The sequence below is a fragment of the Knoellia altitudinis genome, assembly GCF_042666355.1.
GTDB classification, from domain to species: Bacteria; Actinomycetota; Actinomycetes; order Actinomycetales; family Dermatophilaceae; genus Knoellia; species Knoellia altitudinis.
Window position 1 is genome coordinate 1,512,967 of record NZ_JBHTDK010000001.1, and the last position, 13,944, is coordinate 1,526,910.

The 13,944-nt window shown below is 70.4% G+C and carries 12 protein-coding genes; 6 read left to right on the top strand and 6 right to left on the bottom strand.

All coding sequences use genetic code 11. The features are described from left to right. Positions 1-98 precede the first annotated feature (98 nt). Positions 99-866 carry a hypothetical protein gene (locus ACFQW8_RS07135; protein WP_380086285.1) on the top strand — a complete coding sequence of 256 codons (768 nt, stop codon included), beginning with the start codon at positions 99-101 and terminating at the stop codon, positions 864-866. 153 nt (positions 867-1,019) lie between these two features. Continuing rightward, positions 1,020-2,576: a M20/M25/M40 family metallo-hydrolase gene (locus ACFQW8_RS07140; protein ID WP_380086286.1), complete on the top strand. Its 1,557-nt coding sequence runs from the start codon at positions 1,020-1,022 to the stop codon at positions 2,574-2,576. A gap of 89 nt (positions 2,577-2,665) precedes the next feature. Here ACFQW8_RS07140 and ACFQW8_RS07145 read toward each other — a convergent pair whose 3' ends face one another. The 5 genes from ACFQW8_RS07145 to ACFQW8_RS07165 all read right to left on the bottom strand — a co-directional run bounded on the left by ACFQW8_RS07145 (position 2,666) and on the right by ACFQW8_RS07165 (position 7,680). Next, a complete protein-coding gene (locus tag ACFQW8_RS07145; protein WP_380086287.1) occupies positions 2,666-3,004 on the bottom strand; it encodes a rhodanese-like domain-containing protein in 339 nt (112 codons plus the stop codon). Between the two features lie 34 nt (positions 3,005-3,038). Further along, positions 3,039-4,694 carry an alkaline phosphatase D family protein gene (locus ACFQW8_RS07150; protein WP_380086288.1) on the bottom strand — a complete coding sequence of 552 codons (1,656 nt, stop codon included), beginning with the start codon at positions 4,692-4,694 and terminating at the stop codon, positions 3,039-3,041. Between the two features lie 217 nt (positions 4,695-4,911). Next, on the bottom strand, positions 4,912-5,772 hold the full coding sequence (locus ACFQW8_RS07155) for an Fpg/Nei family DNA glycosylase (RefSeq protein WP_380086289.1): 861 nt from the start codon (positions 5,770-5,772) through the stop codon (positions 4,912-4,914). 4 nt (positions 5,773-5,776) lie between these two features. Continuing rightward, on the bottom strand, positions 5,777-6,895 hold the full coding sequence (locus tag ACFQW8_RS07160; RefSeq protein WP_380086290.1) for an App1 family protein: 1,119 nt from the start codon (positions 6,893-6,895) through the stop codon (positions 5,777-5,779). Positions 6,896-6,921: 26 nt separating this feature from the next. Continuing rightward, positions 6,922-7,680, bottom strand: a complete 759-nt coding sequence (locus ACFQW8_RS07165) for an ANTAR domain-containing protein (RefSeq protein ID WP_380086291.1) — start codon at positions 7,678-7,680, stop codon at positions 6,922-6,924. A gap of 71 nt (positions 7,681-7,751) precedes the next feature. Here ACFQW8_RS07165 and ACFQW8_RS07170 point away from each other — a divergent pair, with 71 nt between their 5' ends. Next, positions 7,752-8,822, top strand: a complete 1,071-nt coding sequence (locus ACFQW8_RS07170; RefSeq protein WP_380086292.1) for a hypothetical protein — start codon at positions 7,752-7,754, stop codon at positions 8,820-8,822. Here the strand turns inward: ACFQW8_RS07170 and ACFQW8_RS07175 are convergent. Continuing rightward, positions 8,812-9,579: a VOC family protein gene (locus ACFQW8_RS07175; RefSeq protein ID WP_380086293.1), complete on the bottom strand. Its 768-nt coding sequence runs from the start codon at positions 9,577-9,579 to the stop codon at positions 8,812-8,814. The two genes, ACFQW8_RS07170 and ACFQW8_RS07175, sit on opposite strands and share 11 nt — an antisense overlap. Positions 9,580-9,729: 150 nt before the next feature. On the opposite strand from ACFQW8_RS07175, the gene ACFQW8_RS07180 reads away from it, so the two are divergent. The 3 genes from ACFQW8_RS07180 to ACFQW8_RS07190 all read left to right on the top strand — a co-directional run bounded on the left by ACFQW8_RS07180 (position 9,730) and on the right by ACFQW8_RS07190 (position 13,916). Further along, positions 9,730-11,748: a PhoX family protein gene (locus ACFQW8_RS07180; protein WP_380086295.1), complete on the top strand. Its 2,019-nt coding sequence runs from the start codon at positions 9,730-9,732 to the stop codon at positions 11,746-11,748. A gap of 126 nt (positions 11,749-11,874) precedes the next feature. After that, the gene (locus ACFQW8_RS07185; RefSeq protein WP_380086296.1) at positions 11,875-12,294 is read left to right on the top strand and encodes a VOC family protein; all 420 of its coding nucleotides are present in this window, start codon (positions 11,875-11,877) and stop codon (positions 12,292-12,294) included. 23 nt (positions 12,295-12,317) lie between these two features. Next, complete coding sequence (locus tag ACFQW8_RS07190; protein ID WP_380086297.1) at positions 12,318-13,916, top strand: ATP-dependent DNA ligase; 1,599 nt, start codon at positions 12,318-12,320, stop codon at positions 13,914-13,916. Positions 13,917-13,944: the final 28 nt, after the last annotated feature.

A 13,944-nucleotide genomic window follows, 5' to 3' on the forward strand; every position in this document is an offset into this window, starting at 1 on the left:
GTGTCGTGACGACACCGTCCGCGTGCGGCACGGCGCAGAACAGTCCTCCGGGCGCGACGTCCTCTCCGAGCTCGTCCACTCCGTCCAGCGGTCCGGACATGGAGCTCACCGATGAGGTCGTCGCCCACGGCACGCTCATCCAGCTCAACAAGACCGCGCCCGTGGAGATCTGCATCGGCCCGATGCCTGCCATCCACCCCCCGCACTGCGGAGGACCCGAGCTCGTGGGTGAGGTCGACTGGAATGCCGTGAAGGCCGAGCGTGCCAACGGTGTCATCTGGAGTTCCGGTGAGGTGTGGGCGGTCGGCCGCTTCGCTCCCCGGGACGGGAAGCCGGGCACGTTCACCCTCACCCAGCCGCTCCAGCAGAACCCGCCGTCCGGGATGAGCCGACCCACCCCTGGTCCGGTCGACTTCCCCCAGCTCTGTGAGGACCCGTATGCCGGCGGTGGCCGCAAGGGCGGCGGCGGGTCCGATGACCAGAACGTCCTGCACGAGCTGTTGCCGACGATGGACGGCTATGTCAGCTCGTGGGTGTCGGACGGGTCGTCCCTCTTCAACGTTCTCGTGACCGGAGATGCTGCCGTCGCACACAGCGAGATCCGCAGGGTCTGGAAGGGCGGGCTGTGCGTCGAGCAGCGCAACCTGCCGATCCAGGCCGACGTCAGGGCAGCGCAGGAGGCTCTGGGCCAGAAGTCCCAGGACCTCGGCCTGCACACCATCGGTGGTGGATCGGACGGCACGCTCGACGTCGAGGCCGCCTTCGTCGACTCAACGACGCGGGCACAGATCCTCGAGATCGTGCGCCCGTGGCTCTCTCCGGACCACGTGCGCATCACGAGCGCCATCCAGCCCCTGACCCAGTGACCACTGGCCCGACCGATCACCGCGGCGAACCGACCGGTGAGACCCCCGGGACGGCCCGCTCGGCGACCCTGACCCGGCCTTGGGTGACTACCTGGGCGTAACCGCGCACCGTCGAACCGGTCAGCACAACGCCGTCTGATCGGAGAGATTTCCATGGTCCAGCAGCAACGTCCGGAGCGCTCTGGAGGGCAGCTCAACCGTCGAGCGTTCGTCGCCGGGGTCGGAGGGGCCGCCGGCCTCGCGGCCTTCGCCACCCATGCGGGGGGCCAGCTGCGAGCCGGAGCCACCCCGGGTGCCGGGCGAGCCGCAAGCGCCGCCGCAGGCCCGGTCGACCCGCTGAGCCTGCTCAAGAAGATGATCGGCTTCGACACCCAGAACTTCGGCGAGGGTGGCAAGACCCGCCCCCACTCCGAGTGGCTGAAGTCCGTGTGGGAGGACGCCGGCGTGCCGGCCGAGATCATCCCGACCCCGCAGCCCGACAACGTCCACCTCATCGCCCGGATCCCCGGCAGGGCCGGCTCGACTCAGAAGCCACTGCTCCTGCTCGGCCACTCCGACGTCGTTCCGGTGGAGCGCGAGAACTGGAGCGTCGACCCCTTCGCCGGGACCGTCAAGGACGGTGAGGTCTATGGCCGCGGTGCCCTCGACATGAAGGGCGCCAACGCTGCCTCCGTCGCCGCCCTGCTCCGCCACCTCTCCGAGGGAGCCGAGTTCGACCGCGACATCATCGTCCTCACCGACTGCGACGAGGAGGCCGGCAGCTATGGCTCCGGCTGGCTCACCCAGAACCACTGGGACAAGGTCGACTGCGGCATGGTCCTCACCGAGGGCGGCTGGTTCCTCGCCCAGTCCGACAAGACCACCCCGATGCTGATCACGGTGACCCGCCAGGACAAGGTCTACTTCAACCTCGACCTGCGGGCGCGCGGCACGGCGACCCACTCGAGCAAGCCGATGCCGGACTCGGCGATCGTCGGCCTGTCGCGCGCCGTCGCCGACCTCGGGGACGTCAAGGCCCCCGTGCACCTCACCGAGGTGACCCGGGCCTACTTCGAGGCCCTCGCGCGCGCGACCGACGACCGCAAGCTCGCGAGCGCCCTGCGCCTCATGCTCAAGGCACGCAGCCAGCGCTCCCTCGAGCGTGCGGCGGACCTCGTCGTCAAGCTCTCGGACTATCCCTACCTGCATGCCGCCCTGCTCCGGACGACGATGGCGTTCGTCATCGAGGACGCGGGCTACAAGGAGAACGTCATCCCGTCCGAGGCTCACGTGCGGGTCAACTGCCGCGGGATCCCGGGCGGCCAGAAGCCGCGCGACTTCCTCGCGAGCATTCGCTCGCTCATGGACGAGCGCGGCATCGAGGTCACGATTGCGGGAGCGGCCGGCGAGACCGAGGAGCAGACCCTCGCCGCCCTCGACAAGCGCTGGGCCACCCCGCCTGCCGACATGAACACGGCTCTCTTCCAAGGGATCTCGCAGGCCTCCGTCAAGACCTACCCCGGGGCCGTCTTCACTCCGGCGCTCTTCGAGGCCGGCACCAGCCTGGGGCCGTGGCGTGAGAAGGGCATCCCCGGCTACGGCGTCTACCCCTACGTCATCGACAACGACCAGCTCATCGGCATGCACGGCAACGACGAGCGCATCTTCGTCGAGGCCCTCGCCACGGGGACGGACTTCATGTACGAGGTGTTTGCGCGCTTCCGCGCCTGACCGACACCGTCAACAGCCGGGTATGCCGTGGGGCACCGTTCACGGGAACGGTGCCCCACGGCATACCCGCTGGTCTGTGTCCGACAGCGTCAGGGCACCTGCGCGGCGCTGCCGTCGGCGGTCTGCAAGGGCTTGCCCGCGGCATGCCACGCGCGCATCCCGCCGTCGAGGTTCGCCACGTCGTAGCCCTGCTGCTCCAGCCACGGCAGGACCCGGGTGACCCGGCCGCCGCTGCGGCAGGTGACGATGACGGCCTCCTCGCGCTCGAGGAACGGCGCGAGCTCGTCGACACGGGCGGGCAGCTCACTCATCGGGATGTGCAGGGCACCGGGCGCGTGGCCGCGGTCCCACTCGTCCTGCTCACGGATGTCGAGAAGCACCGCGTCGTCAGCGAGGTCGGCCACCTGGATCTGGGAGAAGTCGCTCATGCCATGACGCTAACCCAGACCCAGGGGCCGCTCGTCAGCCGCCGTGGGTCTCGGAGGCGATGGTGTCGGCGATCTTCTGCTCGTCGGTGCGGGCGGTGCGGCTCGAGCGCAGCTGTGGCACCGGGGCTGCCTGCACCTCCTGGAGTCCGCGCACCCCGTCCTCGAGGACGAACGTGGCGCGGGTGAACGCCTCGGCCCCGGGGGTCGTGACCCTGTCCACGCAGCGGAAGCGAGCCGTCATCTCGGTCGGGGTGATCGTCGTCGAGACGTAACCGCGCAGGTTCGTCCAGAAGCGCAGGTTGGGGTTCCACTCGGCCCAGGGGTGCGTGCCGTCGGGCTCGTCGTAGCCGTCGCCACCCGAGGTGATCGACGACGTGATGAGCTCGGAGCCGACCGGTTCGGTGCTCGCCGCCTCGTCGTAGTCGAGGTAGAGGTCGCTGGCCCAGTGCGCGTGCACGTCGCCGGTGAGGACGACCGGGTTGCGGACCTCGGCGTCGACCCAGCCCTGCGTGATCCGCTGGCGCGAGGCGCGGTAGCCGTCCCAGGCATCCATCCCCACGGTGGTGGTCGCGGGGTCCGGGTTGTTGTCGCGCCGACCGAAGAACACCTGCTGGCCGAGGATGTCCCAGCGGGCCCGCGAGTCGCGGAAGCCGTCGAGCAGCCACTTCTCCTGCTTGAAACCGGGCAGCGAGCGCGTCGGGTCGTCGGCCTCGGGGCAGTTCTTGTAGCCGTCGCCGCACGCCTGGTTGGACCGGTACTGCCGGGTGTCGAGCATGTGGAACGTCGCGAGGTCGCCCCAGCCGCTGCGACGGTAGAGGTCGAGGTCCGGGCCCGCCGGCACCGACCGGCGGCGGAGGGGCATGTTCTCGTAGTACGCCCGGTATGCCGCGGCGCGACGGTCGAGGAAGCCGGGCTGCTCGACGGGGCGGTCCGCGAGGTCGTCGGCGTAGTTGTTGTCGACCTCGTGGTCGTCCCACACGACGAGCCACGGGGCGACCGCGTGGGCTTCCTGCAGGTCGAGGTCGGTCTTGTACTGCGCGTGCCGCTGCCGGTAGCCCGCGAGCGTCTTGGTCTCCGGGCCGGCGTGCTGACGGCCGATGCCGGTGCCTGCGCCCTCGTACTGGTAGTCGCCGAGGTGCAGGACGATGTCCGGACGCTCCTCGGCCATGCGACGGTAGGCCGTGAAGTAGCCGGCGGGCAGGTTTGAGCACGACACGAACGCCATCTCGAGCGAGGACGGCGAGCTCCCGAGCGCCGGTGTGGTGAGGGCACGCCCCGACCGCGAGACGTGCTTCCCGAGGCGGAAGCGGTACCAGTACTCCCGGCCCGGGAGCAGCCCGGCGACCTCGACGTGGACCGAGTGGGCCCACGCGGGTGAGGCGGTCGTCGCTCCGGCTCGCACGACGTCGGTGAAACCCTCGTCCGTCGCCACCTGCCAGTTGACCTGGTAGGTCGAGGAGGGCATACCCCCGAGTCCGTCCGCTGCGAGCGGCTCCAGGGCCAGGCGGGTCCAGATCACGAAGCCGTCGGGCTCCGGGTCGCCGCTCGCGACGCCGAGCGTGAACGGGTCCGAGCGGGGGATGACCGCTGCGGCGCTCGGCCGCTGGTCCAGCAGGATGGCGCCGGGGACGAGGGCGGCCGAGCCGACGACGAGGCCGGCGCGGAGGGCAGTGCGACGAGTGGTGTCCATGCCCACGACCCTCTCGGTCCGTCAGCGACGTGCGGGGGAATCCCACAAAGACATCGGGTGAAGTGTCAGCAAGGCACGTGCCCCCGGTCCGGACGGGCGCTCAGGCGCAGCCCGACCCGACTTTGTGCCGCTCCACCCGAGTTGGCAACCCGGGTCGAGCGCCCCTTTATCGGGTCACCCGATAATGCGGCAGGGGGTGCGGGCGCGGGGCGGGTGGCTACTTGAGGAACTTGCTCGTCCGCCGGTCGGCGAGCGGCTTGCCGCCGGTCTGGCAGGTCGCGCAGTACTGCAGCGACGAGTCCGCGAACGACACCTCGCGCACGACGTCGCCACACTCGGGGCAGGTCTCACCGGTGCGCCCGTGCACCCGCATCCCCTGCCGTTTGGCGTCCTTGAGCTCGGCCGCCGGCTTCCCCGTCGCGGCACCCACCGCAGCGGACAGCGTGTCGCGCAACGCGGCATACAGCCGTTCGGTCTGTTCGTCGTCGAGCTTCGCCGCCATCGCGAAGGGCGACAGCTTGGCCACGTGCAGGATCTCGTCCGAGTAGGCGTTGCCCACCCCGGCGATGATCGACTGGTCCCGGAGCACCCCTTTGAGCTGGGCGTTGCGCCCCGCGAGGATCTCGCGAAGGGCGGTGAGCGAGAACGCCTCTGCGAGCGGATCCGGTCCCAGCCGCGCGATCCCCGGCACGTCCGAGGGCGAGGAGACGATGTATGCCGCGAGCGACTTCTTCGTCCCGGCTTCCGTGAGGTCGAAGCCGGATCCGTCGGACAGCCGCACGCGCAGCGCGATCGGCGACTTGCCGGGCCGAAGCCGCGTCGCCGAGAGGGCGTCCGACCAGCGCAGCCACCCGGCCCGGGCGAGGTGGAAGACGAGATGCGTTCCGCCACAGTCGAGGTCGAGGAACTTGCCATGCCGCGAGACCGCGTCGACGGGCGCGCCGACGAGGGCCTCGGGTGGGGGGTTGAACGTCTTGAGCACCGAGATCGACCCGAGCTCGACGCCCGTCACGGCCAGGTCGGCCGTGCGCGCCCCGAGGAAGTCGACCAGCGCCTGGACCTCGGGCAGCTCGGGCATCGCTTCACACTCCCCACATGTCGGAGGCCTCGAGAGCTCGCGCGCCGGCCTCGGGATCGATCGGATCACCTTCGACGATAGGGGCGACGAGGCGGGACAGGCCGTAGCCGTCGGGGGCACGCACGACAGGGGCGGCGATGTCCTCGGTGGGCGCCGGGGCCAGGTCGTCGTTGGCGACGGGGAGGCCGTGCGAGAGGACCTGCTCGCTGACGCTCAGCTGGCGAATCGCGATGGCCCGCACCGAGTCCGGGCGCCGGGCGGCGAACTCGGTGTAGAGCTTGGGGTCGTTCTGGCCGTCGTCACCGACGAGCAGCCACCTCACGTGCGGCAGCTCGCGGGCGAGGCGCGCGAGGGCCGACCGCTTGTGGTCCTGCCCGGAGCGGAACCAGCCCGAGTGCGTCGGTCCCCAGTCTGTGAGGAGCATCGGACCCGCCGGGTAGCCGTTGCGACGGAGGAAGCGCGTGAGCGACGGCGCCGTGTTCCACGCGCCGGTGGAGAGGTAGATGACCGGCATGCCCGGGTGCGAGGCGATGAGGTCCCGATAGAACGTCGCCATCCCCGGCACCGGGCTGCGGGTGCCCTCGGCCTTGACGAACGTGTTCCAGGCAGCGATGAACGGGCGCGGCAGCGACGTCGTGAGCACGGTGTCGTCGATGTCGCTGACCAGGCCGAACGTCTGGCGGGTGCCGATGACGAGGACCGACGCCGTGCGGGGACGAGCCAGGGGCGAGGCGATCTCGACCTGGTGCCAGCCGGGGCCGAGCCCGTGGCCGTGGACGACGAGGTCGACCAGCCCGGAGCGGTCGGTGCGTCCGTCGATCTCGCGCTCACCGATGCGGATCGTCACGGGCACGTCGATGGCAGGTGCGGTGACGAACGCCCGCCACCCGCGAGTCTCGTCATCAGCCGACTTCAGCGACTGGACCGAGCCCGCGGCATCACCCGACACGGGCCGCATCGGCTCGCGCGACATGAGCACCCGGGCCAGGACGCGCACGAATCCGACGCTGCCGTAGCCCGTGTGCGGAACGATCTTGGTGCCCCAGCCGCGGTCACGCAGGGTGTCGCTCTTGCGACGGTTCCACGCGTCCTCCATGAGGGCAGCGAGGTGCGGGCGGGCCATGGACCGACTCTAGTGCGACCGACCCGTCAGCCGGTCGAGCCTTCCGCGACACCGGTGACGTTGCTCGCACCACTGGCGCCACGGACGCCGGCGATGACCTGCTCGGCCAGGTCGCGGACCTTGACGTTGCGGCTCTGCGATGACTCCCGCAGCCACTCGAAGGCCGTGTGCTCGTCGATCCCCCGCATCGCCATGAGCGCGCCCTTGGCCTGCTCGATGACCGCCCGGCTCGCCATGGCCTGCTCGAGCTGACCGGCGAGGCGTTGCGCGCCGTCGAGCCGGACCACTGCCACGATCGCGTCGGCGGCGCGGGTTGCGGCGACTCGTGCCACCGACGCCTCGAAGCTGTCGAACGCCTGCACCTCGCTGCCATACAGGTTGAGGGCTCCGACGCACTCCTCGTCACTCACGAGCGGCAGGGCCATGAGCGACCTCATCCCGTCGGCGCGGACGGCTTCGGCGAACCGAGGCCAGCGCTCGTCGGCCTCTCCCAGCGACGCGACGACCTCGGTCTGCGTGCGGGCGGCCTCGAGGCAGGGCCCCTCGTCCAGCTGGTACTGCACTGCGTCGATCTCGAGGGTCGTCACCGTCGTGTAGGCCGCCGTGCTGGCGCGCCCGTCCACGAGCAGCGTGATGCCGACCTCGTCGCAGCCCGTGACGATCCGCCGCACGGCGTGCACGACCCGGTCGAGGTAGTCCTGGACCCCGTCCACGGACGACAGCACTCCAGAGACCTCGAGGAGCATCTCCTCGTGGGGGTGGGTACTCGTGTCGATGTCGGTCAAGGCATCCTCCTCTGACAGGGCCGGCATCAGTATGACGCCATCGGATGGCCGACAGGAAGGCTGTACGGAGCGTGAGCGAGGACTACGTCGTGGACGCCTTCGGCGCGCGGTGGTCCCTCGACACCGGAGCACTCGGCGCCGAGGAGCGAGAGCGGCTTCACCTCCTCTGGGCACGCTGCCGCGTCCTCGGCGCGCGGGCGGAGGATGCGGGCGTCGCGCCCTTCGTGGTGACCGACGGCAGCCCGTATGCCGTGTCGCGTGCCCTCACGCTGGCCTCGCTCAAGCGTCGTCGCGGGTCGGCGGTGCTGCTGCACGCGGCGGGGCTGAGCCGGGGCGAGCGCGCCATCGCCCTCGTGGGCCCGTCGGGAGCCGGCAAGTCGACGGCCTCGCGGGTGCTGGGGACCCACTTCGGCTACCTGTCGGACGAGACGGTGGCGGTCGAGGCCGATGGCCGGGTCGCGGCCTACCCGAAGCCGGTCTCGGTCGTCACCGACCCGGAGGCGCCGTGGGACAAGGGTGAGTGGAGTCCGGACGAGCTGGGGCTGCGCAAGTCGAGCGACCCGGCATACCTGACCGCTGTCGTCGTCCTGGAGCGCGATCCCACGCGGACGGTGCCGGAGCTCGCTCCACTGACGCTCATCGACGCGCTCCTGGCCGTCATCGCGCAGTCCTCGTCGCTGCCCGCGCTGGACCGGCCCCTGCACCGGCTGGCCGAGGTCGTGAGCGGGTCCGGCGGCCCGTTCCTGTTGCGCTACAGCGAGATCAGCGACTGCTTCGACGTCGTCGGCACCCTCCTGGACGGGAACACGGAAACGAAGCGGCGACCATGGACCAGCACCCCGTCCCCAGGCGTCCAACTGGGTGAGCTCGGGACGGACACGCCGGAAGGAACCGTGGTGCGGGCTCCTTGGCGGGACGCGGTCACCGGGGAGGGCGGGACGCTCGTGCTCGTCGACGAGACCCCGGTCCGCCTCGGTCCCGTCGGCGAGGTGCTGTGGCGCACCGCTGAGACTCCGACCACGAGGGACGCGGCGTATGCCGCCGTGGTCGCCGAGCTGGGTGAGCACCCTGATGCGGGCCGTGCCGTCCACGACGGCATCGCCTCGCTCGTCGAGCTCGGACTGCTGCGCGTCAGCCCCTGACCTCGGAAGCCGCCGGGCGGGCAGGCAGCAGGCAGACCTCGTTGCCGGAGGGGTCGAGACAGACCCGCCACGGCAGCTCGCCCCAGTCGTGCGCCCGCTCGCGGCCACCAAGCTCGACGAGCCGACCGAAGGCGTCGTCGAGCTCCTCACCGACCTCGAGTCGCAGGTCGAGGTGCACGCGGTTCTTGGCTCCGGCGACCTTGGCCCGGCGCTCCGGGCACAGCTCGAGCAGAGGTCCGCGCCCGCTGGGGTGACGCAGCGCGCCCGGCATCGCGCTGTCCGTCGGCGTCCAGCCGGACAGCTCCGACCAGAAGCGCAGGTCGCGTTCGACGTCGGCGCTCTCGAGCGGCAACGACGACAACGGGCCCGACACGGCATACTCCGCTCGGTCCTCCATGACGCAGAACGGGTTGCCCTCCGGGTCGGCGAGCACCACCCACGGCACGTCGCGCTGCCCGAGGTCGAGGTGGCGGGCACCGAGGGCGAGCGCGCGCTCGACGACACGCGCCTGCTCGGCCGGCGCTCCCCCGAAGACCTCGAGATGGAGCCGGGGGTCCGGCGTGGGCGCCTCGTCCACCTGCTCGAAGCAGAGATCGAGCGTGGGCCCGTCGGCCACGGTCAGCCGCGTCTCGAAGCTGCCTGCGTCGCCTGAGCCACCTGGGTCGTCGGTCAGGGTCGTGCAGCCGAGCAGCGACTCCCAGAAGCGACCGAGCCGTTGCGGGTCCTGGGCATCGATGACGACGTTCTCGAGATACATGCCCCCTGCCTACCGCGCCGTCGGCTGGTCGACAAGCCGTCATCCGGTGTTCACCGCAGCGTCCGGTGATGGGCCCGCGCACTCCATAGCGTCGTCACTTGGCACATCGGCTGTTGCATCCGTGCCGCTCCCTGGACGAAGGATCTGAACGTGACCACTCCCGCCCGCCTCCTCCCCCTGTTCACCCGCTCCCACGAGGGCGGACGCAGCTCCATGACCTGCAAGTACCGCTGCGGCGACGCCTGCGACCAGGCCGTGCCCAACACCTCCGACAACGAGTACTTCGGCGACATCGTCGCTGCCGGCGTCTCGCGTCGAGCCGCCCTGCGCGCCGGCGGTGCCGGCGCCGCGGTCGTCGGGCTCACGGCGTGGGGTATGCCGTCCGTCGCCGCCGCTCCCGCCCCCGCTGCTGCCGGCAAGCCGGGCAAGGCCGCCAAGGGCAGCGCTCTCGGCTTCACCGGCATCGCGCCGACCCCCTCCACCGTCGACGCGGTCAAGGTCCCCGAGGGCTTCGACTGGGCGCCGATCATCTCGTGGGGCGACCCGCTGTTCGCGGGCACGCCGGCCTTCGACTTCGACAACCAGACGGCGGCCGCCCAGCGCGAGCAGGCCGGCTACAACGCCGACTACACGCAGTTCATGCAGGGTGGCGCCGGCAACAAGGGCGCCCACAAGGGCCTGCTCGCCTTCAACAACGAGTACACCAACGACGAGCTGATGTTCCGTGGCGTGAAGTCGTCGGCCGACCTCACCGACGAGCAGCTCGAGATCGTCCTCGCCGCCCACGGCGTCACGATCACCGAGGTCGCCCGCCGCAACGCCAGCTCGCCGTGGCGTTGGGTGCAGGGTGGCAAGCGCAACCGTCGCCTGCACACCGACACCCCCTTCGCCGTCGACGGCCCCGCGGCGGGCTCCGCCCACCTCCGGACGAGTGAGGACCCGACCGGCGAGCTCGTGCTCGGCACCCTCAACAACTGCGCCGGGGGCGAGACCCCGTGGGGCACCTACCTGTCGGGTGAGGAGAACTTCAACCAGTACTTCAACTCCACCGGCGCCCCCGACGCCGAGGGCAAGCTCAAGCGCTACGGCATCACGTCGTCGGGCCGCGGCTGGGAGCGCGTCCGCGACCGCTTCCAGGTCACCACGGAGCCCAACGAGGTCAACCGCTTCGGCTGGATCGTCGAGATCGACCCCGAGGACCCCACGTCCACGCCGGTCAAGCACACGGCTCTCGGTCGTTTCAAGCACGAGGGCGCCACGGTGACGCTCACCGCGGACGGTCGCGTCGCGGCATACATGGGTGACGACGAGCGCTTCGACTACATCTACAAGTTCCTCTCGAAGAAGAAGTACAAGGCGGGCGACAAGAAGCACAACCTCACGCTGCTCTCCGAGGGTGACCTCTACGTCGCCAAGCTCGCCGGCGACGGTGCTGCCGATGGTGAGTACGACGGCACCGGCCAGTGGCTGCCGCTCGTCGTGGGCGGCGTCTCCAAGGTCCCCGGCTACTCCGTCGAGGAGGTCCTCATCTGGACGCGCCTCGCGGCCGACAAGGTCGGCCCGACCAAGATGGACCGTCCCGAGGACGTGCAGCCCAACCCGGTCAACGGCCGCATCTATGCCGCGATGACCAACAACACGGCCCGCACGCCCGCACAGATCGACGAGGCCAACCCGCGTGCGGCCAACAAGCACGGTCACGTCACGGAGTTCACCGAGGCCGGTGGCGACCACGCGGCGCTGACCTTCACCTGGAAGATCGTGCTCGTCGCTGGGAACCCCGACGACCCGCAGACCTACTTCAACGGCTACGACAAGTCCGAGGTCAGCCCGATCAGCTGCCCCGACAACGTCGCCTTCGACAAGGCCGGCAACCTGTGGATCTCGACCGACGGGATGCCGGGGACGCTCAACTACTGCGACGCGCTCTACGTCATGCCGCTCGAGGGCGCCGACAAGGGCAGGCTGCAGCAGTTCCTCTCGGTGCCGGTGGGCGCCGAGTGCTGCGGTCCGACGATCATCAGCGAGGACTCGGTCATCGTCGCGGTGCAGCACCCGGGCGAGGTGTCCGGCGCCAGCCCCGAGAACGTCGTCTCGAACTTCCCCTACCGCGGCGACGGCCAGCCCCGCCCGGGCGTCATCCACGCCTACCGCCGCCACGGCAAGTAGCCCTCCGCCCTTTCCCGCCTGATCACGGGAACGCAGTGTTCCGCCCGGAGCTGTTCCGGGCGGAACACTGCGTTTTCCGGCCCATGAGCCTGCGAGCTGTCGGTCTGCGGGTCTAGCGTCAGCGACATGGCAACCACACTGAACCCCTACATCCAGTTCAAGGACAACGCGCGCGAGGCCCTGGAGTTCTACAAGGGCGTCCTGGGCGGCGAGCTCACCCTCAGCACGTTCGGTGACTTCGGTGACCCGGGCGAGGCCAGCGCCGACGGCATCATGCACGGCCAGCTCGAGGCCGGCGGCATGACCCTCATGGCGTCCGACACCCCTCCCGGCATGCCCGGTTCGGAGGGATCACAGATCTCGATCAGCCTCTCCGGCGACGACGCGGGCGAGCTCAGGGGCTACTGGGACGGCCTCGCCGACGGTGGCCGGGTCATGATGCCGCTGGAGAAGCAGATGTGGGGCGACGAGTTCGGCGTCCTCACCGACAAGTTCGGCATCTCGTGGATGGTCAACATCGCCGGCGAGCAGGCCGCCTCCGAGTGAGCGGCGTCTTCACAGGCGCGGGTATGCCGCTTGCCCGCCTTGTCGAGGCGACCGACGCTCTCGTGGCCACGGGTTCGCGGACGGCCAAGACAGAGGTCCTGGCTGCGGTGCTGCGCGACCTCGGGCCCGACGAGGCGGAGGCTGCGGTGGGGCTGCTCCTGGGGGCGATTCGTCAGGGGTCCATCGGACTCGGCTACCGCACGGTCCTGGCGGCGCGCGACGCGACGACGCCTGCGACGCAGGCCCAGCTGAGCATCGGGGACGTCGACGCGGTGCTCGACACGATCGCCGGTCTCGGTGGGTCGGGATCGGTGGGGACGCGCAACGCAGCCCTGGCGTCGTTGTTCGAGAGAGCGACGGTCGTGGAGCAGGACTATCTCGTCCGGGCCCTGACCGGTGAGATGCGCACAGGCGCCCTCGAGGGCGTGCTCACCGACGGGCTGGCCCGGGCAGTGGGACTGCCACTTGCCGACGTCCGGCGGGCGGTGATGCTCAGTGGTTCGTTGTCCGGGACGGTCAAGCTGGCTCTGGCATCACCGGAGGCCCTTGCTGACGTCGGTCTGGCGGTCCTGACTCCCGTCCAGCCGATGCTGGCGTCGACGGCTGCCGATGTGGCTGCTGCCATGGCGGTGACGGGTGAGGCCTCGGTCGAACACAAGCTCGACGGTGCGCGCATCCAGGTGCACCGCAGCGGTTCGGACGTGAGGGTGTTCACGCGGTCCCTGGCCGACATCACCGCACGGGTGCCCGAGATCGTCGAGGTTGCTCTGGGGCTGCCCGTCGAGTCGATCATCCTCGACGGGGAGACCCTCATGCTCGACGACGACGGGTCGCCGCGACCGTTCCAGGACACGATGAGCCGGTTCGGCTCGGACGAGAAGCGCGCCGACGTCATCCGGGAGCAGGTGCTCGCCCCGCGCTTCTTCGACGTCCTGCACGTCGACGGCGAGGACCTCATCGACCGACCCCTCTCGGAACGGCTGGCGGTGCTGGGACGGGTGGCGCCGGCATGCCGGATCGCTGGTGAGGTGACCACGGATCCCGTTGTCGCAGATCGCATCGCGGCGGATGCGCTGGCCGCGGGTCATGAGGGCGTGATGGTCAAGGGCGTCGACACGATCTATGCAGCCGGCCGGCGTGGCAAGCACTGGGTCAAGGTCAAGCCGGTGCACACCTACGACCTCGTCGTGCTCGGTGTGGAGCGGGGGTCGGGGCGGCGCAAGGGGTGGCTCTCGAACCTCCACCTCGGCGCGCGCGACCCTGCGGGCGAGTTCGGGCCGGCGGGTGGGTTCGTCATGGTGGGCAAGACGTTCAAGGGCCTCACCGACGAGCTGCTGCGGTGGCAGACCGAGACCTTTCCGGAGTACGCCGTGGACGACAACGGGTGGGTGCTCATGATGCGGCCCGAGATCGTCGTCGAGATCGCCATCGACGGGGTGCAGCGTTCCTCGCGCTACCCCGGCGGTGTGGCGTTGAGGTTCGCGCGGGTCAAGCGCTACCGCGTCGACGGTGCCCCCACGGCCACGGCGGCGAGCCCGGTGGGGGGAGCACTCGCGGGGGACCCGAAGCCCGCATCAGAGGCCGACACCATCCAGTCCCTCCGCGCCCTCCTGCGTCCCTGACTCACCTGAGAGGACGGTCAGGGACGGA